Source organism: uncultured Paracoccus sp. (genome assembly GCF_947496875.1).
GTDB lineage: Bacteria > Pseudomonadota > Alphaproteobacteria > Rhodobacterales > Rhodobacteraceae > Paracoccus.
Genome location: NZ_CANMEH010000008.1, coordinates 87548 through 111479, shown reverse-complemented (window position 1 = coordinate 111479; position 23932 = coordinate 87548). Strand labels below are relative to the sequence as shown.

The 23932-nt window shown below is 69.0% G+C and carries 15 protein-coding genes; 8 read left to right on the top strand and 7 right to left on the bottom strand.

All coding sequences use genetic code 11. From position 1 onward, the window contains the following. Positions 1-72: 72 nt before the first annotated feature. Positions 73-972, bottom strand: coding sequence for a glucokinase (locus tag Q0938_RS11510; protein ID WP_299362338.1), 900 nt, complete (start codon positions 970-972; stop codon positions 73-75). A 140-nt stretch (positions 973-1112) separates the two neighbouring features. On the opposite strand from Q0938_RS11510, the gene Q0938_RS11505 reads away from it, so the two are divergent. The 3 genes from Q0938_RS11505 (at position 1113) to Q0938_RS11495 (ending at position 3430) form a co-directional block, all read left to right on the top strand. Further along, complete coding sequence (locus Q0938_RS11505) at positions 1113-1541, top strand: hypothetical protein (protein ID WP_299362335.1); 429 nt, start codon at positions 1113-1115, stop codon at positions 1539-1541. A 97-nt stretch (positions 1542-1638) separates the two neighbouring features. Beyond that, entirely contained in the window at positions 1639-3039 is a 1401-nt protein-coding gene (gene ahcY, locus Q0938_RS11500) for an adenosylhomocysteinase (RefSeq protein WP_299362332.1), read from the top strand. 1 nt (position 3040) lies between these two features. Further along, positions 3041-3430, top strand: coding sequence for a YbaN family protein (locus tag Q0938_RS11495; protein ID WP_299362330.1), 390 nt, complete (start codon positions 3041-3043; stop codon positions 3428-3430). Positions 3431-3441: 11 nt separating this feature from the next. Here Q0938_RS11495 and Q0938_RS11490 read toward each other — a convergent pair whose 3' ends face one another. Next, the gene (locus Q0938_RS11490; protein WP_299362328.1) at positions 3442-4065 is read right to left on the bottom strand and encodes an enoyl-CoA hydratase/isomerase family protein; all 624 of its coding nucleotides are present in this window, start codon (positions 4063-4065) and stop codon (positions 3442-3444) included. A gap of 83 nt (positions 4066-4148) precedes the next feature. Here Q0938_RS11490 and Q0938_RS11485 point away from each other — a divergent pair, with 83 nt between their 5' ends. The 4 genes from Q0938_RS11485 (at position 4149) to Q0938_RS11470 (ending at position 8768) form a co-directional block, all read left to right on the top strand. Next, positions 4149-6011 carry a DUF2125 domain-containing protein gene (locus Q0938_RS11485; protein ID WP_299362325.1) on the top strand — a complete coding sequence of 621 codons (1863 nt, stop codon included), beginning with the start codon at positions 4149-4151 and terminating at the stop codon, positions 6009-6011. Positions 6012-6077: 66 nt separating this feature from the next. Beyond that, positions 6078-7433 (top strand): TldD/PmbA family protein, encoded by a 1356-nt coding sequence (locus Q0938_RS11480; protein ID WP_299362323.1) that lies wholly within the window; start codon positions 6078-6080, stop codon positions 7431-7433. Further along, positions 7420-8226 (top strand): 3'(2'),5'-bisphosphate nucleotidase CysQ, encoded by an 807-nt coding sequence (locus Q0938_RS11475; protein WP_299362321.1) that lies wholly within the window; start codon positions 7420-7422, stop codon positions 8224-8226. Before Q0938_RS11480 ends, Q0938_RS11475 begins: the two co-directional genes overlap by 14 nt. Next, on the top strand, positions 8223-8768 hold the full coding sequence (locus tag Q0938_RS11470) for a flavin reductase family protein (RefSeq protein ID WP_299362319.1): 546 nt from the start codon (positions 8223-8225) through the stop codon (positions 8766-8768). The genes Q0938_RS11475 and Q0938_RS11470 overlap by 4 nt, the downstream gene beginning before the upstream one ends. Before the next feature lie 15 nt (positions 8769-8783). On the opposite strand, the gene Q0938_RS11465 is transcribed toward Q0938_RS11470, so the two are convergent. The 4 genes from Q0938_RS11465 to Q0938_RS11450 are packed head-to-tail and all read right to left on the bottom strand — an operon-like array spanning position 8784 to position 13349. After that, positions 8784-9533 (bottom strand): ABC-type transport auxiliary lipoprotein family protein, encoded by a 750-nt coding sequence (locus Q0938_RS11465; RefSeq protein ID WP_299362317.1) that lies wholly within the window; start codon positions 9531-9533, stop codon positions 8784-8786. A gap of 2 nt (positions 9534-9535) precedes the next feature. Continuing rightward, on the bottom strand, positions 9536-11920 hold the full coding sequence (locus tag Q0938_RS11460) for an MlaD family protein (RefSeq protein WP_299362314.1): 2385 nt from the start codon (positions 11918-11920) through the stop codon (positions 9536-9538). Continuing rightward, positions 11917-12612 carry a paraquat-inducible protein A gene (locus Q0938_RS11455; protein ID WP_299362311.1) on the bottom strand — a complete coding sequence of 232 codons (696 nt, stop codon included), beginning with the start codon at positions 12610-12612 and terminating at the stop codon, positions 11917-11919. Before Q0938_RS11455 ends, Q0938_RS11460 begins: the two co-directional genes overlap by 4 nt. Continuing rightward, positions 12609-13349, bottom strand: coding sequence for a paraquat-inducible protein A (locus tag Q0938_RS11450; protein ID WP_299362309.1), 741 nt, complete (start codon positions 13347-13349; stop codon positions 12609-12611). Before Q0938_RS11450 ends, Q0938_RS11455 begins: the two co-directional genes overlap by 4 nt. Before the next feature lie 112 nt (positions 13350-13461). Between Q0938_RS11450 and Q0938_RS11445 the strand changes: the two genes are divergently transcribed. Continuing rightward, positions 13462-15072 carry a GMC family oxidoreductase N-terminal domain-containing protein gene (locus tag Q0938_RS11445; RefSeq protein WP_299362307.1) on the top strand — a complete coding sequence of 537 codons (1611 nt, stop codon included), beginning with the start codon at positions 13462-13464 and terminating at the stop codon, positions 15070-15072. A gap of 172 nt (positions 15073-15244) precedes the next feature. Here the strand turns inward: Q0938_RS11445 and Q0938_RS11440 are convergent, their stop codons facing one another. After that, entirely contained in the window at positions 15245-23812 is an 8568-nt protein-coding gene (locus Q0938_RS11440; protein WP_299362304.1) for a glucoamylase family protein, read from the bottom strand. Between the last annotated feature and the right edge of the window lie 120 nt (positions 23813-23932).

Sequence of the window (23932 nt, the reverse complement as noted above, 5' to 3'; positions counted from 1 at the left end):
GTTGTTGCAACCAGTGTTGCAGCACAGCGGACCGAAATCCAGACGCGCGAGGGGGCGGGGATCACATTTCGGTCAGCTTGGCCAGTCTGCCAGCATCGCCATGCAGCCGCGCAAGGGCGCCAGATCGTCGACGATCTCGATCACCGGCATGCACCCCAGATGTTCCCTGAGACTGTCCGGCAGGGCAGGGTGGCCCAGCACCTCATCGAAGCCTGCAAGAAACGGCGTTCGATCCGACACCATCGCCCGTGCCGCGCTGCCGGTCAGCCACAGCCCCCGGTCCGGCCAGTGCCGCAGCGCCAGATCGGCACAGACCATCCCGAACAGCCGCGCGGCGAGGCGTCGGGCGATGTCTTCATCCTGCCCGCGGCTGCCCAGTTCGCGGATCAGGCGGGCGAGCCCCGGACCGGAAATCAGGTGCTCGATGACCAGAACGGCGTCGGCCGAACGCCCGAGTTCCGCCTTCAGTATCGTCGCGATGCCCGCCGGCAGCGCTGCGTAGCCGGTCTCAGATTCCAGCACGATCGACCGCCCATCGACCTGCCGGACGGCACACACGTTAAACCCGGTTCCGACATTCACCACCAGCGCCTGACCGTTCCCCGGCGCGACGGGCCGGCCCGGGCGGATCATGCCGATGCCATCGCCGGACAGCGCAGGCAGCGCCCGCCCGGTTGCCGCGAGGTCGTTGATCAGCCGGACCTCGGTACCGAGGTCGCGTGACAACTCGACCTCGCTCAGGGTCAGGGCGCGGTTGGTCAGGTGGGCAACGCCGCCGATGACCGGCCCCGCGACGGACAACACCGCCCGCTGTGGCGGTTCGCCGGCTTGGGCGGCAAAGCTCCGGATGATGTCGACCAGCTTGGCTTGATCAAGACTGCCGCGGACGCTTTCGGTGTCGACAAGACGCGACTCCCTGACCAGCCCCAGTCGCAGGTTGGTACCGCCCAGATCGGCAACAAGGTCAGTCACGTGGGTTCACCAAGACCACGGGGCATCACGAAAGCCTTACCCGGCTTCAGACCGGTTCGGACATGCGGCCGGAACCTGGTCACCCCCGGCGAGTTTATCCTTGACAAGACCAACAAGATTTTTTGCCGAGGTTTACCGTTATGTGTTTTGCCCGCCAAGTCGCAGCGTTCCTGACCGCCACCGCCGTTCTGTTTCCAGTAACTGCCGCGCAGTCCGCTGTCGAGCCGCCCGTAAACCAGCCGCTCGTCAAGGCCTGGTCGGCCGTCAGCGGGATGAGCGCGCAGCAGGTGGTGGACCTCGCAACGACGCTGCCAGCCGGGGTCGACGATGCCGGAACGCCGTGGTGCGACGCGACCGCCGAGGTCACCGGCACCTTGCAGGGCGAGTTCGGCGAGACGCTGGTGGCACACAACAATGACGGACTCCATCTCTGGGGTTCGGAGCAGATGGGGACCTGGACGATGGTGCTGGCCCGTCCGGACCGGACCAGCTGCGTCGTGGCCTCTGGCATCGGCTATACGGGCGATGCCAGCCCTGTCGCGATCTTCAGTACCGCAGGGTTGATCTGAATCCCGCACCGTCTCGCCCCTCCGATCGGGTCCGGTGATTGCGTCCGGACGCCGGCTGTGACATGCGGACGCGGGTTATCTACAGGCACAGGGTTCCATGCAGACCGAAACCGCTTCGATCATCCGTGACATCAGCCTGGCCGAATTCGGCCGCAAGGAAATCGACATCGCGGAGACCGAGATGCCGGGCCTGATGGCCCTGCGCGAGGAATTCGGCGCCGAGCGCCCGCTGGCAGGCGCCAGGATCGCCGGGTCGCTGCACATGACGATCCAGACAGCGGTGCTGATCGAGACGCTGGTGGCCCTGGGCGCGGACGTGCGCTGGGCGTCGTGCAACATCTATTCCACCCAGGACCACGCCGCCGCGGCCATTGCAGCCACGGGCGTGCCGGTCTTTGCCATCAAGGGCGAGACGCTGGCGGATTACTGGGCCTATACCGACCGGATCTTCCAGTTCGGGGACGGCACTGCCAACATGATCCTGGACGACGGCGGCGATGCGACGCTGTACGTCCTGCTGGGCGCCCGGGTCGAGGCCGGCGAGAACGAGCTGATCGCCGCGCCCCAGTCCGACGAGGAACAGGCGCTGTTCGCGCAGATTCGCAAGCGGATCACCGAGACGCCCGGCTGGTTCGCCCGTCAGCGCGACGCGCTGCGCGGGGTCAGCGAGGAAACCACCACCGGCGTCCACCGCCTGTACGACCTGCACAGGCAGGGTCTGCTGCCGTTCCCGGCGATCAACGTGAACGACAGCGTCACCAAATCCAAGTTCGACAACAAGTACGGCTGCAAGGAATCGCTGGTCGACGGCATTCGCCGCGCGACCGACACGATGATGGCCGGCAAGGTCGCCGTGGTCTGCGGCTATGGCGACGTCGGCAAGGGATCGGCCGCGTCGCTGCGCGGGGCCGGCGCGCGGGTCAAGGTGACCGAGGTCGATCCGATCTGCGCGCTGCAGGCCGCGATGGACGGGTTCGAGGTCGTTCGCCTGGAAGACGTGACCGCCAGCGCCGACATCTTCGTCACCACCACCGGAAACCGGGACGTCATCTGCGTCGAGCACATGCGCGAGATGAAGGACATGGCGATCGTCGGCAATATCGGCCATTTCGACAACGAGATTCAGGTGGCTGCGCTGCGCAACCACAAATGGACGAACATCAAGGATCAGGTCGACATGATCGAGATGCCGTCCGGCAACCGCATCATCCTGCTGTCCCAGGGCCGTCTGCTGAACCTCGGCAACGCCACCGGTCACCCCAGCTTTGTCATGTCGGCCAGCTTCACCAACCAGGTTCTGGCGCAGATCGAGTTGTGGACCAAGGGCGACGACTATCCGCCGGGGGTCTACATCCTGCCCAAGCATCTGGACGAAAAGGTGGCGCGCCTGCATCTGGACCGGATCGGCGTCCGCCTGACGGAGCTGCGTCCCGAGCAGGCCGACTATATCGGCGTGCCGGTGAACGGGCCCTTCAAGTCGGAACATTATCGCTACTGAGATGCGGGTATTCTGGGGAAGCGTCGGGATCCTGGCCGTTGTGCTGGCGTTGACGGGGGCGGTACTGCCGATCCTGCCCACCGTGCCGTTCCTGCTGCTGGCGGCCTTTGCCTTCGACCGGTCCTCGCCCCGGTTCCATGGCCTGCTCATGGCGCATCCGGTCTTCGGACGTCAGATCCGCGAATGGCGGGAGCACGGCGCCATCGCATCGCGGGTCAAGGTCCTTGCCATCGGGGGCATGGCCGTGGGGCTGGGGGTCAGCGCCTTCGTCCTGCCCGTTCCGCTCTGGCTCGCACAGGTCACCGTCCTGACGCTGGTCGCGCTGTTCATCGCGACCAGGCCCGTGCCGCCGCCCTCCGGCCTGAGGGCCGAACCGCGTATGCGCGGCTGATCGGGTGCAGTTCAGCGCCGGCCGATCATCTCCTTGATGCGCTGGACATGGTCGCGACCGGCTCCCAGCACGTCACGGCACAGGTCGCGCGCGATATCCAGCAGCGCGGCGGGCTCGGCGATCCGGTCGATCAGACCCCAGGCCAGCGCCTCGTCCGCGTCGATCCGCTGCCCGGCCATCAGGATCATCGCCGCCCGCGCCGGGCCGACCAGTGCCACCAGCCGTTCCGGGTCGGACGGCTGCGGCAGGAATCCCAGCTTCATCACGGGATAGAAGAACCGGGCCGTGGGCACGGCGACCCGCAGATCACAGGCCAGCACCATGCCGAAGGCCCCGCCGACGACCGTGCCGTTCAGTGCCGCGATGGTCAGCACCGGCAGTTCCGCGATGGTGCCGGACAGCCGTTCCCATTCGTCCGACGTGGCCAGTCCCGCCCGCGCCGCGTCCAGATCGGCGCCCGCGGAAAACACCGGACCGCGTCCGGTCAGGATCAACGCGCGCGCATCCGACCGGCCGACCGTGGCCGCTGCGGTGGTCAACGAATCCAGCATCTCGGCGGTCAGGGCGTTGGCCTTGTCCGCGCGGTCGAGCGTGAGCGTCACCACCCCGCTGCCCTGATCGTCAACCTGAATCATTCATCTGTCCTTGGAGCCACCGGCCCCCTGTGCGACAAGGGCGCAAACGCCGCGCTGCGATGCCATATCTGAAAGGAAAAGGCATGTCCTTCCGTACGAAGAGTTCCCTGCTTGCCCTGCTGGCCACCACCGCGCCGGCCGTTGCTGACGTGACCCCTGTCGAAGTGTGGCAGAACTGGCTGTCCTATTACAAGGCGAACGGCTACGCGGTCACCGAAGGCGCGCGGGAAGAGGCGGGCGACACGCTGACCATCCGCGACGCCGTGTTCGCCAACACGATGCACGACGGCGATGTGACCATCACCATCCCCCAGGTGACATTGCAGGCCACCGGCGACGGTCAGGTCCGCACCACATTCTCAGACAGCGCGAGCGGAACCTTCACCGGACCCTATCACGACTCGGACGACGATGAGGCGGATGACGACGGGTCCGAGGCCGACGACACGGGTGCTGACGCCGAGACCGCCGACAGGGTCGCACCTGAAACCGGCGACACCGTCGAGGCCGAAGCCGGCGCGGACCAGACCGGCGACACGGCGGCCGCGGACGCGACCGCGGCCGACCAGCCGGGCGATGCCGGCCAGACGGTCGAGGTCAAGTTCACTGCAGAGATGCCGGGCGCCGAGGTCCTGTCATCCGGCAGTGCGGGCGACATCACTCACGACAGCCGCGTCCCCGCGCTGACCCTGAAGATCGATCAGGTCGTCTCGCCCGAGCAGACCATGGATGATCTGCTGACCATCACCGTGGCCGATCTTGCCTATCGCCAACACGTGGCCGAGGGCGATCTGACCAGCATGGACTTCGACATGACCGCAGGTCGTGCCGAGGCGATCCTGAAGGCGGCCGGCAAGGATGATGACGGCGAGGATTTCAGCGCCGACGGCACGCTGTCGGTCGCCTCGCTGACCGCCGCCGGGCGCGCCGCCCTGCCGGCGGACCCGAACGGCGATGCCGACATGCCCGCAGCGTTGCGCGCTGGTCTGGATGTCCAGGCGGACATTGCACTGGGTCCGCTGACGCTGGATTTCACGGCAACCGATGCGGGCGAGGATGGTGCGCCCGTTCCGGTGTCGATGGACGCCGAGGTGGAGGGAATCTCGGTCAAGGTCGGGCTGTCGTCGGGCGGGCTGAACTATCAGCTGGACAGCGACGGGTCCCGTGTCCGCGCGACCTCTCCCGAAATGCAGGTTCCGTTCAGCTATGCCACCGACAGTTCCGGCATGGTGGTGCAACTGCCGGTTTCCCCGGCGGATCAGCCGCAGCCGTTCAAGCTCGCCTATTCGGTCGCCGGTCTGACCGTCGGCGACGAGATCTGGGCGATGTTCGACCCTGACGGCAAGCTGCCCCGCGATCCGGGCAACCTCGACATCGACCTGACCGGGATGGCGCGGGTCACCGCCGACCTGCTGGGGGACATGGACGCCCGGCACGGCGCGGCGGATGAGGCCGCCACCGGCGCGGCTGCGGACGCGGCCGGCGCCGGCCAGCCCTCAGCAGCGGACGCCGCGAATGCGCAGGCTACGGCGGATGGTGCGGATGGTGCCGGGTCGGCGAGCACCGGGACGGCGTCCGACGATGCTGCGCCCGACAGCCCCGATGACGACGAGGACATGCCGTTCGAGCCGGTGCAGATCACCCTCAACCAGTTCGCCCTGGACGCGCTGGGGGCCCGGATCACCGCCGACGGCAGCATGGCCGCGCCCGAGGGCGGCAGCCTCGAAACCCCGGTCGGCACGATCAACGTCCGGTACGAAGGCGTGAACGGCCTGATCGACACGCTGACCGAGATGGGCTTCGTCAAGCAGGAGGACGTCACCGGACTGCGCCTGATGCTGGCCATGTTCGCCAAGCCTGCGCCCGAGGGCGGCGACGTGTTGACCACCGAACTGGAGGGCAGGGAAGACGGAACGGTCTTTGCCAACGGCCAGCAGGTGAAGTGAGCCCCGGCGCAGCATGCAAACGGGGATCGGGCAGCAGCCCGGCCCCGCTTTCCCCAAGAGGTGCCGATGATCCCCGATGACGTCGATTTCCCGGCGCTGACCGCAGCCCTGCTGGATGCGGCCCGGTCCGCCGGCGCGCAAGACGCCGATGCCGTTGCGGTCAGCGCCTCGTCGCTGTCGGTCGAGGTGCGGGACGGGGCGCTGGAACATGCCGATCGTGCCGACGGCACCGAGCTGGGCCTGCGGGTGCTGGTGGGCGGCCGGCAGGCCTGCGTTGCGGCCAGCGATCTGTCGCCTGACACGATACGCGACATGGCCGAGCGCGCCGTCGCCATGGCCCGGGAGGCGCCGGTCGACGATGCGCTCGCGCTTGCGCCCGCGGATGCGCTGGCGCGGCCGGGTGCGGATGACCCGCTGCAGCTGGTGGATACCGATGCCGCTCCGTTGCCGGCCGCGCTGCAGGACATCGCGCTGCGCGCCGAGGCTGCTGCCGCGGGTGTCGCGGGCGTCCGGGTGGTCGACAGCGCCAACGCCTCGTATTCCGCCCGCAGGCTCTATCTGGCGACCTCCAACGGCTTTTCCGCTGGCTATGGTCGAACCTCGCATTCCGTGTCGGTCGTGGCCATCACCGGCGAGGGCACGGGGATGGAGCGCGACTGGGCCGCCGAGGCCCGCGTCTGGGCCGAGGACATGCCCACGGCCGAGGAACTCGGGCGGCTGGCCGGCGAACGCACCGTCGCCCGCCGGGGCGCGCGCAAGCCGCCCACCGGGGCGTTTCCGGTCCTCTACGACGAACGCATCAGTGCGGGCCTGATCGGCCATCTGCTGTCCGCCGCCAACGGCAGTGCGGTGGCGCGGGGCGCGAGCTGGCTCCGCGAGTGCCTGGGCGAGGCGGTTCTGCCGGCCGGTCTGGACCTGACCGAGGATCCGCACCGCCCCCGGCAGAATGCCAGCCGCCCTTTCGACGCCGAGGGCCTGCCGACCCGTCCGCGCGCGATCGTCCAGGCGGGCGTGTTGCAGGGCTGGACGCTGGACATCGCCACCGCCAACAAGCTGGGCATGGAGTCGACCGCAAGCGCGGTGCGCGGCACGTCCAGCCCGCCATCCCCCGGCGTGTCGAACGTTGCGCTGACCCCGGGCACCGCCAGCCGCGACAACCTGATCCGCGACATGGGCCGCGGACTCGTCGTGACCTCGCTGATGGGCGCGTCGATCAACCCCACCACCGGCGACTATTCGCGCGGCGCCTCCGGCTTCTGGGTGGAAAACGGGCAGATGGCCTATCCCGTGAATGAATGCACCATCGCCGGCAACCTGCGCGACATGCTGATACGGATCACCCCGGCGGATGACCTGCCGGTCTGGCGGACGCATCGGGTGCCCAGCCTGCTTGTCGAAGGTCTGACGATTGCCGGCAGCTGACCTGTCCCTGCTGATCGACGCGGCGCGCGACGCCGGCCGTATCGCGCTGCGGTACTGGCGGCGCAGTCCGCGCAGTTGGGACAAGGGCGGCGGACAGGGCCCGGTGACCGAGGCCGACCTAGCCGTCAACACGCATCTGGAAACGGTGCTGCGCGGCGCGCGCCCGGACTACGGATGGCTGAGCGAGGAAAGCGCCGACGACCCGTCGCGGCTGTCGGCGGAGCGATGCTTCATCGTCGATCCCATCGACGGCACCCGCGCCTTCATCGATGGGCAGGAGGGGTTTTCCCACGCGCTTGCCGTGGCGCATCGGGGCCGCGTCGTCGCGGCCGTCGTCCATCTGCCCGCCCGCGACACGCTGTATGCGGCCAGTTCGGACGCGTCGGCAACCTGTAACGGACGGGCGATCTCGCCCTCGGACGCGGGGCTGCAGAATGCACGGGTGCTGACGAACCGCGCCTCGCTCGATCCCGCGCTGTGGCGGGGCGGCAACAAGCCGGCGTTCCGGCGCGAGTTCCGGCCTTCGCTGGCGTGGCGTCTCTGCCTCGCGGCCGAGGGACGGTTCCACGCGGCGCTGTCGCTGCGTCCCGCCTGGGAATGGGACATCGCTGCGGCCAGCCTGATTGCCGAGCAGGCGGGTTGCGTCGTCACCGACCGGACCGGAGGGGAGATGCGGTTCAACACGCCCCGCGGGCTGGTCGACGGGGTGATCGTGGCCGGACCGCGGCTGCATGGCCTGATCCTGCAGGAACTGGCGCCGATCGACGCGCTGGTCGGGCAGGCTGGGCGATGACGCGGCTGCCACCTGAATCGCTGGACCGGATCGCGGATGCGATCAGCTTTCATCCAGAGACGGCCGAGGCGCGCACGCTGCGCGAGGCGCTGGGGCGGTACGCCACCGGTGTCACCGTGATCACCGCCATGGGGCCGAACGGGCCGATGGGCATGACGGCGAACAGCTTCACCAGCGTCTCGCTGGACCCGCCGCTGGTGCTGTGGTGCCCGGCGCGCAGTTCGTCGCGCCACACGGCCTTTGTCACCGCACCCGCCTTTGCCGTGCATGTGCTTGGCGCCGAGCAGCTGGATCTGTGCCTGCGCTTTACCCGAGGGGGTGAAGGATTCGCGGGGTTGGAGGATGGGCAGAACGCCGACGGGGTACCGGTCATCCCGGGCGTTGCTGCCCGGTTCGACTGTCTGCGCCATGCCATCCACCCGGGCGGCGACCATACCGTGGTGATCGGTCTTGTCGCGCGGGTCACGGTCGGCGGTCCCGATGATCACCCGCTGGTGTTCGCCGCGGGCCGGTTCGGCGCTTTCCAGCCCGATCTGGGGTAGGCCGGCGGGCCCCCTTTAGCTGCCGACCTCGATCTGCTCGTCCACCGGTTCCAGCGGCGGCAGTGGCTCCAGCGGCAGAAGGGGCGCGGTGTCGAAGAAGCTGTCCGGGCTGGGGGCACTGGTGGTGATCGTGTCGCCGGGACCGCCCAGCACCGCAATCTGCTGGGCTAATTGCGCAATCGCCTGGTTCTGCGCCGCTGCGATTGCGATAGGCGGAGCGCCAGCTTTGGCGGCTCTGCCGAACAGTCCGCCGGGTCCGCTGCCTGCAGCTTCCTGCGGGACGGGCAGTGCAACCTGGATGTCGAACCGACGGGCGTGGTTGGCGCCGCCTGCGCTCTCGTCCGCGACGTAATAGGCGCCCTGCAGACGATAGATGCCGTTGAGCTGGGCGAGCGCCTTTTCGACCCGCACCTCGATGCGGCGGCGGGGCGGTTCGGCCAAAGGCCATGGCTCGGCGATCACCGTGGCGCCGGACATCTCGGAAATCGACCGCGCCAGGGTCAGCGTGAAGGCCCGTTCCGGCTCATCGGCCCACAGGCGCTTGCTGTTCGACCGCACCGCGCCGTCTTGCGTCTGCCACGACACCTCGCCGGCCTCGGCGTATTCCGGCAGCGACACGTCGCGCAACTCGGCGGTCCCCAGATTGTTGCCGACCCGTTGTTGCAGGTCGGGCGGGTCGATCAGGTAGCGTTCGGTGCTTTCCGGGTTCGAGCACCCTGCCAGCGCCAGTCCGGCCAGAAGCATCACGGGAAGGGCAAGGCGCATAGTCAACGTCCCAGGATAAAGGCGCGGGGGTTGCGTTCGATCGTCGCCGACAGGCTGCCGAACGATTCCGCCGCGCGGCGCAGGCTGCGCAGCGTGTTGATCAGTTCCGTCTGGAACGCGCCGCGGTCGCCATAGGCCGCGATCACGCCCTCGCCGCGCGCGGCAAGTTGCTGGAACCGCTGCGAGAGCGCGGGCAACGTGTTCGCCGCGCTGGCGATCTGGTCCATCGCGCGACGAGCGGAATCGAGCGCCGCGTTCAGGCTGCCGGCGGCGTTTCCGTCGCGCAGGTCGTTCAGCAGACCGGATGCCGCTTCCAGCGTGTCGGACAGGTTGCGCGGCAGCTGTTCCGCATCCTCGGTGCCCAGCATGGCGCGCAGGTCCGCGACCAGGCCTTTGGTTTCGGCACTGACGCCGGCAAAGTCGAATTCGTCGATCGACACCGCTGCTTCATCGACCCGGTCCACCATCTCGGGCACGTCCACGGCAGCCTCCTCGACCGCCTGGAATGCGGCCGAGGCTTCGTCCAGCGCCTGGGTCAGCTTGGCCGAGGCGCCGCCCTGCCTCAACTCACCAGCCAGCGCGCCGATGTCGGCTGACGCCGACCCCAGGCTGTCGACGGCTGCCGCAAGGCGCCCCGGCAGCGCTTTCGCGGCCTCGGTCCCGATGACGCCACGCAGGTCGGTCAGCGCCGCCTGCGCGTCGGCGGCAAGCGCCGCGAAATCGACCTGGGCCGCGGATGCGGTCGCGGTGTCGAGCGAGTCGACGATGGACGGGATCTGGTCGGCTGCGGTGTTCAGCTTGCCGGCGAGCGCGCTGGCCGCCTCGGCCGCGGCGGCGATGTTGCCGACCGCCCCGGACTGTCGCAGTTCCTCTGCGGTGCTGCGCAGGTCGGTCATCGTGACGCGCGCCTCGTCGATCGTGCGGCGCAACGCCTCGGGGATCGCGCGCGTGTCCTGCGATCGTGCCAGCGCGGTGACGCTGTCCATCATGTCCGTCGCGGAGGTCAGCAACTCCTCCAGTTCCAGGTTGCCGAGCCGGTTCAGCAGCCCCTGGGCAGACGTCGAGATGTCCGACATGTCAGCCGGCGCCACCGGCATGATCGGATGCGGTTCGGCATCGGTCACGATCTGGGCGGCCGGCGCCTCGGGAACCTCGACCAGTTCGATCATCAGCGATGTTCCCAGCAGGCCTGCACCCGCGACACGCGCCCGCAATCCTTCGGCGACCCGGCCCGCCAGAAAGCTGAGCGCATCGGCGGCTGTCGCCTCGTCCCGCAGCCCCAGCCGCTGCGGAGAAATGGCGATCGTGATGTCCTGCAGGACCTGGCGCGACTGGCCCGCCCCGGCCGGGACCAGCCGCACCGCCAGGTTCGTGACCCGTCCGACGTTCAGCCCCTGAAACTGCACCGGCGCGCCTTCGGTCAGACCCTTGATCGCCTCGGGCAGCAGCAGGCTGAGCCGCAATTCGCTCTGCGGCGCGCCCGAGAACAGGCTGTTCTGCGCGGCCTCCTGATCGGGTTGCAGCTGATAGACGTGGCCCGAGCGGATCGGCTGACCGCCGGAAATCAGCGTCGCGAACTCGACCCCGCCCTGCAGGAGCGAGGTGACCGCAGTGACGTTCAACTCCACACCCTGCGGACCCAGGCCGACGCTGAAGCCGGAAATGTCCCAGAATACCGTGGCCGTGGTCAGCCGCTGGTCATGGGGGCTGGACACGAACACGTCGGCGAGCACGGTCTCGTCACGCTCGGACAGGCGCAGGTTCTGCATGCGCCCCACCGTCAGACCGCGGAAGAAGACCGGCGCCCCTTCGCTCAGTCCCTTTGCGCTGTCGCTGGCAAGCGTCACCCAGGTGCCCTGTTCGTTGCTGCGGGTCAGCGGCGGCTTGTCCAGGCCGACATGGATCTCTTCGCCCGTCGGACCGGGTTCGTCGTCCCAAGACCCCTCGATGAAGGCCCCGGTCAGGACGGTGTCCAAGCGGGAAATCCCCTGGGTGGAGACCTGGGGCCGGACGATCCAGAACTCCGCAGCGTCATCGATGAACTGCGCCACGTCCTCGGCCACCCGGATGTCCACCAGCACGCTCCGCAGATCGCCGGTGAACCGCACCGCCTCAACCTGACCAACCGCGATTTCGCGGAACCGCAGCTGCGTCTCGCCGGGGGTGATGCCGGCCGCGTCGGTAAATGCGACCGAGATCAGCGTGCCCCGACCCGAATAGGCGTTCCACGCCAGCCCCAGGGTGACCAGCAGGGCGATGACCGGCACCAGCCAGATCAGCGACACCCCGGCCCGCGCCGCCCGCGCCGCGGTGCGCCGGACGGGGCTTGCCGGCCGCAGGGGCGCGGCCCCCTCGGAAGACGGCTGCGAAGGGGGCGTGTCGGTCATCCGGTGGTCGTGTCCCTGCGGCTTCGCAGCGGCAAACCGCGCCAGATCAGCCGCGGATCGAAGCTTTGCGCGGAAAGCATCGTGAATGCAACCGAGAGGGCAAACGACACCGCCGCAGGTCCCGGATGGATTGAAGCCACGAAACCCAGCTGCACCAGCGCCGACAGGATCGCGACCACGAACACGTCGATCATCGACCAGCGGCCGATGAACTCGACCACCTCGAACACCTTCAGCCGGGTGTGGGCGGCCTCGATGGTGGCGGGCCGGCCAGCCACGACGGCGAGCCAGGAGATCGCGAGGAACTTGGCCAGCGGCACGATAACCGATGCAGCGAACACAATCGCGGCGACGCCCCAGTTGCCATAGCGGATCAGCTCGATGACGCCGCCGACGATGGTCGCCTCGCCTGATCCCTGCAGCCCGGCGAAGGTTTCGGTGCGCAACATCGGCAGGAGGTTGGCCGGGATGTAGAAGACAATGCCGGCCGCCAGCCACGCCCAGACCGCCTGCAGCCCGCGCCGGTCCGGCGGGTGCAGCGTCGCGCCGCAGCGCCGGCAGGTGGTTTCGTCCTGCGGCCACACCCGGCCACAGGCATGACAGCCGATCAGCCCCGCCCGATGCGCCGTCAGCACCGGTCCGTCATCCTGCTGGCCAGGCCGGGGATGCCCGGCGGCGGGTTGCCCGTTCATCCGCGGATCTCTTCGGCACCCTTCTGGGCGAAGGCGGCTTCGGGCACCACCTCACGGCCGTCCGTGCGGGCGCCCTGATCCTCGAGCGCGTCCCAGATCGTGGTCGAGCATGTGAAGACGTTGCTGGCCGCGCCGACGAGGATCAGCGCGCAGAAGGCCCAGAACGCCGGACCGATGCTGATCGTGGCAAGCCCCGCCACCTTGACCAGCGCGACGGACGTTCCGATCACAAAGATCTCGGCCATCGACCAGGGGCGCAGCAACTCGGACGCGCGAAAGGCCGCACCGGCGTGGGTCGCGGGCCGCCGGCCGGCGGCCATCGGCAGCAGCGTGTAGATCAGCAGCAGCGCACGAAGCACCGGCAGCCCGACGATGAACGCGAACACTGCCGCCGTCAGCGGCATCAGCCAGCCCTCTGAAAAGGCCAGCGCCACGCCGAAAAGCGAGGTCGCATTGCCGATCCCCATGCGCGAGATTTCCAGAAACGGAAAGAACACGGCGGCGACCATCAGCACGACCGAGGTGAAGGACAGCGCGACGATCTGGGTGAACGCCCCTTCCCGCGGACGGGCGAGAACCGTGTTGCAGCGCACGCAGCGCGCGGTTTCCCCGAGCGCCAGTTCTTCCTCGACATGCAGCGCGTCGCAGCGCGGGCAGGCGATCAGCCCCGCGCCGGTCGACAGGTCGTACTGGCCCTCATGCAGCATTGCGCAAAGATAAAGGGCGCGGGGCGCCACGCAACCCTGTGCAGCGCTGCGCCGCAGATCGTGTGGCGGGACGGCCGCTGTGGGTCTTGTGCCCCCAAGGGGCATCGCTAGCATCGGGCAGGCGACAGGGGCGGGGGCGTAGATGGCGGATGTTGCGGGACAGCAGTTCGACGTGGTCATCGCGGGGGCGGGAAGCGCCGGATGCACGCTGGCCGCGCGCCTGTCCGAGGATCCGCGATGCCGCGTGCTGCTGGTCGAGGCCGGGGGCCGCGACAGCTATCCTTGGATCCACGTGCCGATCGGCTATCTCTACTGCATCGGCAATCCCCGCACCGACTGGATGTACAAGACCGTGGCCGAGCCGAACCTTGGCGGCCGCCAGTTGCTGTATCCCCGCGGACGGGTGCTGGGCGGCAGCAGCGCGATCAACGGGATGCTGTATGTCCGTGGCCAGGCTGCGGACTATGACGGGTGGCGGCAGATGGGGTGCACCGGCTGGGGCTGGGACGACGTGGAGCCGCTGTTCAAGAAGTCGGAGGATTACTTCGACGGCCCGTCCGAACATCACGGCGCGGGGGGTCCGTGGCGGATCGAGCGACAGCGTCTGCGCTGGGACATCCTGGACGACTGGGCGCGGGCGGCCGAGGCCGTGGGCATCCCCTGCGTGGACGATTTCAACACCGGCAACAACGAAGGCGTGGGCTATTTCAAGGTCAGCCAGAAGAACGGCTTCCGGGTGTCCGCCGCCCGGGCGTTCCTGAGACCCGCGCGCAAGCGGCCGAACCTGACCGTGCTGACCGACAGGCATGTGCGCCGCGTGGTGTTCGAGGGCAAGCGCGCGGTCGGGCTGGAACTGTTCTCGGACGGTCGGAGCGAGGTCGTGCGCGGCGGGCAGGTCGTCCTGTCGGCCGGGTCGATCGGCACGCCGCAGATCCTGCAGCTGTCCGGCATCGGGCCCGGCGCCCTGCTGCAGGACATGGGGATCCCCGTCCTGCGCGATGCGCCGGTCGGCGAGAACCTGCAGGATCATCTTCAGATCCGCTGCGCCTGGAAGGTGTCCGGCGGCCGGACGCTGAACCAGCTGGCCCGGCGATGGTGGGGGCGCGGCCTGATCGGCGCCGAATACGTGCTGCGCCGCACCGGGCCGATGAGCATGGCCCCCAGCCAGCTGGGCGCCTTTGCCCGGTCCTCGCCGGATGTGGAGACCCCGGATCTGGAATGGCACGTGCAACCGCTCAGCCTCGAGGCGTTCGGCCAGCCGCTGCATGATTTCCCGGCGATTACCGCCAGCGTCTGCCATCTGCGCCCGCAAAGCAGGGGGTCGGTCCGGATCACCTCGCCCGACCCGATGCAGGCGCCCGAGATCGCGCCGAACTACCTGTCCGATCCCGGCGACCGGCTGACGGCGGCGCGCGCCATCCGGCTGACCCGCAGGATCATGGCGCAGGAGCCGCTGGCACGCTATCGACCGGAAGAGTTCAAGCCCGGGCCCGGCCCCGACACGGACGAGGCGCTGGCCGAGGCGGCGGGGCGCATCGGCTCCACCATCTTCCATCCGGTCGGCACCGCCCGGATGGGCGCCGATCCCGCGTCGGTGGTCGATCCCGCCCTGAAGGTCCGCGGCCTCGACGGCTTGCGCGTGGTCGATGCCTCGATCATGCCCACCATCACCTCGGGCAACACCAATGCCCCGGCGATCATGATCGCCGAAAAGGCCGCCACCCTGATCGCGGCCGAAATGCGGGGTGTCTGACTGTCGCCTGCGATGCCGGGCAGGGCTCCAGCCCGGTCCGCCGGTCCTCACATCCGGCGCGAACCTTCTGTCCATCCGGTCCGACCGCTACGGTGTCCCCTACGCACAGCACGGGCGGCGTTCCTTGCGAGGTGACTGCCTCCGGCTCTGGAAGTTCCGTTTGCTGCCGGTGCTACGCCGGTCCGTTGACGGGCATGTCCGATGGCTCGGTGTGCGGCATGGCTACGGTGGGTAGCTGCTCGCGAACGGGACCCAGACGCACCAGTTCACCGGCAGCCACCTCCGCCCCATCGACCTCAATCGTCAGCACGTCCCCCGCACCGCGGTCGACTTGGATCTGCGTTGTGCGACCGTCCAGCCGGATCGTGGCGCGATAACCGGGCCAGTCCGGCGGCAACGCCGGATTTACGACAAAGCCACCGGGGCGGCGCTCAATGCCCAAGATGCCCTCGACCGCAGCCCGGTACAGCCACCCGGCCGAGCCGGTGTACCAAGTCCAGCCGCCGCGGCCGGTCTTGTCACGACCCGCATAGATGTCGGCCGCCGCCACATAAGGTTCCACGCGGTAGGTATCGGCAGACCGCTGGTCGGCGGAGTGCGAGATCGGGTTGATAGCGTCGAACAGCCGATGCGCGCGGGTTCCGTCGCCACTGCGCCCCAGGGCATACACCATCCACGCGGCGGCATGGGTGTACTGGCCGCCATTCTCGCGGACGCCCGGGGGATAGGCTTTGATGTAGCCGGGCTGCACGGCCGAGCGCGCGAAAGGCGGGGTGAACAGGCGCATCAGCCCTGCGTCCCGGTCGAACAACTGGTCCAGTGCCGCATCGACGGCCATCCGCGCGCGGTCGGGCCGGCCCGCACCGGACAGCAAGGCCCAGCTCTGCGCGATCGAATCGATCCGGCATTCCTCGCTTTCGGATGATCCGAGCGGGGTGCCATCGTCGAAATAGCCGCGCCGGTACCAGGTGCCGTCCCAGCCGGATTCGTCCAGGGCCGCGGCCACCGCGGCGCGATGCGCCTCCCACGCTTCGGCGCGCGCGATGTCGCCGCGGGCCCGCGCCAGCGGCGCGAACTGATCGATCGTGGCGCAGATGAACCAGCCCATCCAGATGCTCTCGCCGCGCCCCTGTTCGCCCACCCGGTTCATCCCGTCGTTCCAGTCGCCGCCCAGGATCAGCGGCAGGCCGCGTTCCCCGGTGCGCGCCATCGCGAGGTCCAGCGCCCGCGCACAATGTTCGTAGAAGGGCGCGATCTCGCCCGAGGGCTGCGGGGTCATGAACTGGTCGTGCTGACCGGGCGCGAGCTGCGGGCCGGCGATGAATTCGACCGGTTCGTCCAGCAGCCCGGTGTCCCCCGTCGCCTTGACATACTGGGCCGCAACGTGGCCCAGCCAGACCACGTCGTCCGAGATCATGGTCCGCACGCCCGCGCCACTGCGCGGCAGCCACCAGTGCTGCACGTCCCCCTCGACGAACTGGCGGGACGCGGCATTCAGCAGTTGCTGACGGCACAGCGTCGGGTTCTGCAGCAGCAGCGCCGCCGTGTCCTGCAGCTGATCGCGGAACCCGAACGCGCCGGACGCCTGGTAGAAGCCCGTCCGCGCGCGGATCCGGCAACCGAGCGCCTGATAGGGCAGCCAGGCATTGACCAGCAGATCCAGCTTGGGATCGGGGGTCTCGACCTGCAGGCTGTCCAGCAGCTCGGACCATTGGGCCCGGCTCGCCGACAGCGCAACGTCGGCCGCATCGTCGGTCCGGACCGCGGCCAGAACCTCGCGGAGCCTTTCGGGCGGGGACTCGGCAAGGATGATCGTGGTTTCGACGGTCTCGTCCGGTTCGACGTCCATGCGCCAGCGGATCGCGGCAGCGGGATCCCCGTCGGTGGCCAGTTCCGCGCCATTGCGGTGCCCGGGCCATTCGTCCAGAGCCGCCGGACGGGTCATCGAGCCGCCCCGGCCCAGGAAGGCGAGGCGCGAGGCGCCGTAGGCGTCGAGCGGCCGGTCGCAGGACAGCGCCACCGCCCGGTCGGCATAGTCCGGTGAGAACGGATTGCGCGCGATCACGGCATTCGCATCGCCGTCGAATCTGGCCCGGATCATCGGCGCCGTGCGGGTCCTGTCCTGTCCCAGAACCAGCTCCAGGAACGCCGCACCGGCGAGCTGCAGCCGCCGCTGGGTCCGGTTGTGCACCTTCAGCCGGGTAAGGCGCGCCGGCTGGTCGGCGGCGAGCGTCATCACGGCTTCGACGGTGACCCAGCCGTGATCGGCCGAGAACCGCGAATAGCCCAGCCCGTGCGCGGTTTCGAACACCGCCCGATCGTCGCGAGCCAAACGCAGGAACGGGGTCGCGACCCGGCCCGTCTCGGTATCGACGATCCACAGCCCGTCGCCGGGGCGGTTGACCACCGGATCGTTGGACCAGGGCGTGATCTGGAAATCGCGCGAGTTCACGGCCCAGCTGTAGGCGGCGCCCTCGGCCGAGACATGGAACCCGAAATCGTCCCGGGCGATCACGTTGATCCAGGGGTGCGGGGTCGGGCGGCCAAGTGTCGTCCGCACCACGTATTCGCGGCCGTCCGGCGCGAAACCACCATAGCCGTTCCAGTGATCCAGTCGCGACTGCGACGCGAGCGCAGGCTTCGGTCCCATCAGCAGCTTGCCCGGCGCGGCGACCGCATCCGCGGCGATCTCGGCCGGCGGCTCCCCCGTATCCGGCTGTTCCAGCCGCTCGATCTGTTCGGCCAGCCGCCCGTTGCGGGTGTGCAGCACCACCCGGGCCGCGGCCAGCAGCGTGTCGAAGGACTCGTCCGAGATCAGGTCACGGCGGACCGCGTGCAGCCGGTGCGTGGCGTCCATCTGGGGTTCGGCCGCGTCGATCATCGACTGCAGCGCGTGCTGCAGGTCCTGGATGTAGCTGCTGGCGCGTTCGTTCAGCAGCACGACATCGTGGGAGACCCCGCGGGCGCGCAGGAACTGATGCATCCGTAGCACCTGCCGCACAATCGGCAGGTCGTCGGTCCCGTCGATGCGGATCAGGATGATCGGATCGTCGCCCGAGATCCCCATCGGCCACAGGGCCGACTGGGGTCCGAGGCGTTGCGCAGCCCCGTTGTCCAGCGCCAGGCGCAGGTCGGGCCAGATCAGCAGCGCGGCAAAGCGGCGGAACAGACGCGCATCCTGCAGGGTGACGCCAAGGTGGCGCAGTTGCACCTGGGAATAGGTCCAGGACAGGCGCAATTCGTTCTCGAACACGGCAGATCTGACGTAGTGCGACGCCAGCCGGTCACGATCTTCCGCCGTGTCGGCGACGAGGGTCCAGAAGACCAGCGACACCGACTTGCCTGCCGGCACCCGCACCCGTCGCCGGATCGCGAAGCACGGATCCATGGTGTGCCCCTGACCCCCGGTCAGTTCGGCCCCCGGATCGAAGGCCGCCGGGTTGGCCAGGCTGCGGCCCCGCCCGATGAACGCCCGCCGGTCGGTTTCCGCCTCGGTGGCGGGGGTGCCGGCGCTGTCCGGTCCGGCGATCAGATGCGCGAAATAGCGGGTCTTGCCCTCCGGGTCGCGGGGCTGGCGCTGCGCCACGATCAGGGCCCCGCCGTCGCGGATCTCGGTTTCCACGAACATCTTGGAAAACGCGGGATGCGCGCGGTCGGCGGCTGGTGCGTCAAGCACGATCTCGCCGTAGGAGGTGATCTCGATCGTGCGGTCCGCGCCCGATCGGTTGCGCAGCGTCAGCCGGCGGCCATCGGCACTGGCCTCGGACGCGGCGATGACCTCGAGCTTGCTCTCGATGGCGTTCGCGGTCTTGAAGAACTCGGCCTTGTGATCCGAGAAGACGGCCCAGTTCCGTTCGTTGGGACCGGTCCTGGGCGCAGCGGTTGCCGACCACCATTCGTTGGTCTGGGCGTCCCGCATCAGCAGGAAGATGCCGCCGTCGTCGATCGCGGGGTCGGGGGACCAGCGGTTCACCGCGATGTCGCCGACCATCGAACGGCCTGCACCGGTCGACGAGACCAGCGTCGCGAACCGGCCTGCCGACATTAGCGCCACCTCGCGGTCGGCGCGCTCCGGGTCGGTGACCACGGTCAGCGTGTCGCCGGAGGGAACGCCGCTGCCCAACCCCACATGCGACCGCGACGGCGCGCGGGTGACCGGGACGATGTCGCGCGGGGATTTTTCCTGCAGCATCAGTTCGGACGCGCGGACGACCGGATCGGCATGGAAGCGGTCGCGATGCACGCCGTCCAGAACCGCGTTGGCGACCGCGAGGATCGACATGCCGTGGTGATGGGCCATGACGTTGCGGACCACGGCATAGCGCCTGCCATCGCGCAGGCGCGTCCGCGTGAAATCGACCGCGTCGTAGAATCCGTACCGCCCCTCGGCGCCGATCCGGCGCAGTGCGGCCAGGTTGCGGATCGCGGCCTGCGGACGCAGCTGGGCGCCAAGGATCGAGGCATAGGGCGCAACGACAAGATCGTTGCCGGCCCGCTTCAGCGCCAGCGCCGGCACGCCGAACGCGTAGTACTGGTAGTTCATGTCGCGGTCGCGCGCGTTGAACGCGCTTTCGGACACGCCCCACGGCAGGCCGCGCGCCCGGCCCCAGGCGATCTGGACGTCCACCGCCATCTGGTTCGAGTGGTTCAGGATCCCGCCCTGGCGTTCCTTCAGCAGCAGGGGCGGCATCAGGTATTCGAACATGCAGCCGGACCATGACAGCAGCGCGCCGTCATTGCCGATGTCCGCAAACGGCCGCCCCAGCCGCCGCCAGTGTTCCTGGCGCAGGTCGCCCTTGGCCACGGCGAGGAACGACGTCAGCCGCGCCTCGGACGCCAGCAGGTCATAGCAGGATTCGTCCAGCTGCTCGGCATCGGGGCGGTATCCGACCGACAGCAGCATCTTTTCCGGATCGACCAGCATGGTGAAGTCCATCTGGAACGCCAGCATCCGCGCCCGTTCCGCCATCACGTCGGCCCGCAGGGTAAAGGCATGCAGGGCGTCGCGCCCCTCGGGCAGGGGCTGCAGCACGTCGTTGCAGTGCCGAACCAGCGCATGGGCCCAGTAGACGATCTCGTCGCCTTCGCCGGCGGGCAGGCTGCCTTCCAGATCCGCGACGAGCCGCTCGATTTCTGCGGCAAGGGTGCGCAGCTGGATCTGCACGACGGACGCGGTGCCGGGGCTGGTGTCGATCTGGGCCAGCGTCGCGGCAAACCCCGCGACGGCCGTGTCGAGCGTCTGCCGCAGGTCGCGCAGGGCGCGGCGGGATTCCGGCAGTGCCGCCAAGCGGGCGCGTAGCACCCCCAGGGTGTCGGCGATGCCGTGGGCGCGTGGCTGGCGGACCGCGGCCGCCTCGCGTCCCCAGCTTCGCAAGCCGGATGCGAGCGCGATCAGCAGTCCCGCAAGGTTGCCGCTGTCGACCGACGAGACATAGGGCTGGGGCAGGACGGTCAGGTCGCGCGTGTCGTACCAGTTGAAGAAATGCCCGCGAAACCGCGGCATCCGCTCCATCGTGCTCAGGGTCGCGTCGATCCGCGTCAGGGCCGTCTGGATGCCGATCCAGCCCAGGTCGTGGGCCGACATCACCGACATCAGGTACAATCCGATATTCGTCGGCGAGGTGCGCTCGGCCAGTTTCGGGGCCGGTGTTTCCTGGAAATTGTCGGGTGGCAGGTGGTTGGTGTCGGGGCCAACGAATTCCTCGAAGTAGCGCCAGGTCAGGCGGGCGACCCGCCGCAGCTCGGCCTCGTCCTCGGGGCTGAGGGTCAGGCGATCCTCGGTCACCAGCGGCCGCGACGCGCGGTGCATGATCCACGGGGCCGCGATCCACAGCCCGCCGAGGGCCAGCGCCGGCGGCAGCGCGACGGGGTTGAACATCGCCGCCGCCACCACGCCGGCCCCACCGATGACCACCGACCCCGCCATGTCGCGATACGCGTTGGCGAGGGTCGCCGGGCCGCGCCCGACCTGACTGGCGGGGGTCCATTCCAGCAAGTGGCGGCGGCTGACCAGCAGCCGCCACAGCGTCCGCGAAATGGCATCCACGGATCGCGCCGCGCGGTGCGCGATGGTGGTAAGGTTCAGGCCCAGCTCGGTCAGGTAGTTCAGCAGGTCGCGCAGCATGTGGCGCAGGTGATAGCTGATCGAGATGCCGTGCTGGCCGGTCAGGATCTTCAGATCGACCTGCAGGATCGCCACCAGAGCCAGCAGCAGGATCAGCGACGCCTGCCAGATCAGCGGCCACGCCGCGGGCAGGACCAGCCATCCCGTGACGGACGCCGCGACGAAGGCGGGCGCCAGCAGGCTGCGCCGCAGGTTGTCGATCATCTTCAGCCGGGCCAGCCCGTCCAGCCCGTTGCCGGGGGTCAGGATGAAGGACAGCAGCTGCCAGTCGCCACGTATCCAGCGATGCTGCCGGCTCGACTCGGTCGCGTAGCGCAGCGGGAAATCCTCGACCACCTCGATGTCGGTGACCAGTGCGGCCCGGGCCAGGCTGCCCTCGAGCAGGTCGTGGCTGAGTACCGCGTTCTCGGGCATCCGGCCGTGCGTCGCGCGTTCGAATGCATCGATGTCGTAGATGCCCTTGCCGGTGAAGCTGCCGGCGCCGAACAGGTCCTGGTAGATGTCCGATACCGTGAAGACATAGGGGTCCAGCCCGCGGTTGACGGAAAACACCCGCTGGAACACCGAGGCTTCGGGCCCGGTGGTCAGGGACGGGGTGACGCGGGGCTGCATGATGCCGTGGCCCCGCACCACGATCCCGTCTTCGCGATGGACCGGGCGGTTAACGGGATGCGCCATCTTGCCGGCCAGGGACGACACCGCGTCGCGGGGCAGGCGGGTATCGCTGTCCAGCGTCAGGACATAGCGGATGCCCTCGGACGGGGTCGGCCCGGCGGGTACGAAACTGGTGGTCGGCGCCCCGCGCAGCAGGGCGTTCAGTTCTGCCAGCTTGCCACGCTTGCGTTCCCACCCCATCCAGACGCCCTCGGCCGGGTTCCAGTGGCGCCGCCGGTGCAGCAGGAAGAAGCGCCGAACCCCGCCATGGGCATATTGCTCGGCCAGGGCGTCGATGCGGTCCCGGGCATGGTTCAGCAGCCGTTCGTCGTCCGGCATCTGTTCTGCCGGGGCATCGCGCCAGTCGGTCAGCAGGGCGAAGCTGACGGCGCCCTGGGGGTTGGCGAGGTAATGCGACTCGAGCATGTCGGCGAGTTCGTCGACCGCATCGATGCTGGCCAGCATGCCGGGGATGACCACCAGCGTCCTTGCCTCTTCCGGGACGCCGGCGCGGAAATCGAAGGCCGGCAGCCGCTGCGGGGGCACCAGCCGCGACGTGGCAAAGGCGACCAGGCGCATCGCCGTCTCGGATGCGACCAGCGCCGCCGCCGCCACCAGCCCGAGTTGGGTCCAGAGACCCATCCGATCCTCGGGCAAGATTCGGAACAGCAGCCAGACCAGCAGCGCGGTGATCGCCAGCAGGACGACGATCAGCCCCGCGACCCCGCTGGTTCCGATCGCATGCCCCAGCCTTTCGGAAATGGTCGGGCGATAGCCGCAGCTGGCCGCAAAGCTGCGACGCTCGTCCCCGACCAGAAGATGGCCGATCTCGGCCGTGCATTCGATGCCGTCGGTGCGTTGACGCGCGACCTGCAGCGCCCGGTCCGCCACCTGCAGCTCGGTCATGTCCGAGCGGCGGGCGATGCGTTCGATGGCGTTGCGGTAGTCGGTGCGGGTAGCCTGATCCAGCTGCGGAAACTCGCAATCCGCCGCCAGCATCCGGTCGATCAGGCTGACGCCCTCGAACCAGACCATCCAGTCGATGTCGCCCATCCGGCGCAGGCTGCGCATGATGTTCCCGACGGTGACGTTGCCCCCCGACTGGCGGGCGTACTCCGCCTCGACCGCCCGTTCGGCGGCGCCGGGCTTCGCCAGCAGTCGATCGATCGCCTGCAACGCCACCTGGCCGTTCGCGCCCGCGTCGCGCAGGCGATACAGCAGCTGCGCCGCGACCGTGTCGTCGGCCAGCAGCACCGCATCCCGTTTCAGGGCGCCCCTTATCTCGTCCGGGTTGTCCAGCCGGGCCAGTTCATCGGCCAATGTGTTGGCGGACACGCGGCGGTCCCGCGCCACGCTGACCCGGTCCGACAGACGGCGCAGGTTCTCGACCAGGACAAAGCGCAGAAAGGTCGGAACCGCCCACAGTTCGGCGATTTCCAGAGGGACGCGGGATTGGTAGCCGCGCAGGAAATCGGTCAGAGACCCGGGCGAGATCTCCGAGTTGGTCAGCGCCACGTAGTACCACGCAATCACCATGCTGCGCGGGATGCGTCCGCCCTGGGCCAGCGGTTCCAGCGGCAGCCGGTGCAGGAAGTTCCGGTTGAAGCCGTCGCGCAGCTGCCGCAGGTTCTCCTCGACCATGTGGTGGTTGTCGATCAGCCATTCGGCCGCCGGGGTCACGTCCTCGCCGGCCTCGGCCGCCGCGACGGTGACCAGGTAGTTGCGCTGGATCGCGGCCTGGTTTTCTTTGAGCCGGCTGACCAGGCGGGTGGGGGCGTCGGTCAGGGGGGGGAAATCGATCTTGGCCAGTTCCACCCCGGCCTCGTAGAGCGAGCGGCCGGCCCAGACGTCAAAGCGGATCGGCTGGGGCAGCTGGCTGGCGGCGACGGCAGCCGAGGTGCGCCGATCGTTGGTGCCGCGCCGTCCCTGCAGCCCGATGCCCGCATTTCCGATCATGTGCATGCCTCGCCCGTTTATTCTTTGCATCGACCGTAAGGACTGGGGCAAACCCCGGCAAGCGGCGCCGCCGCGCCAGGCCTAACGACTTTCCGCGGCGATGCGGGTGCTGCCCGGGTCCGGCGC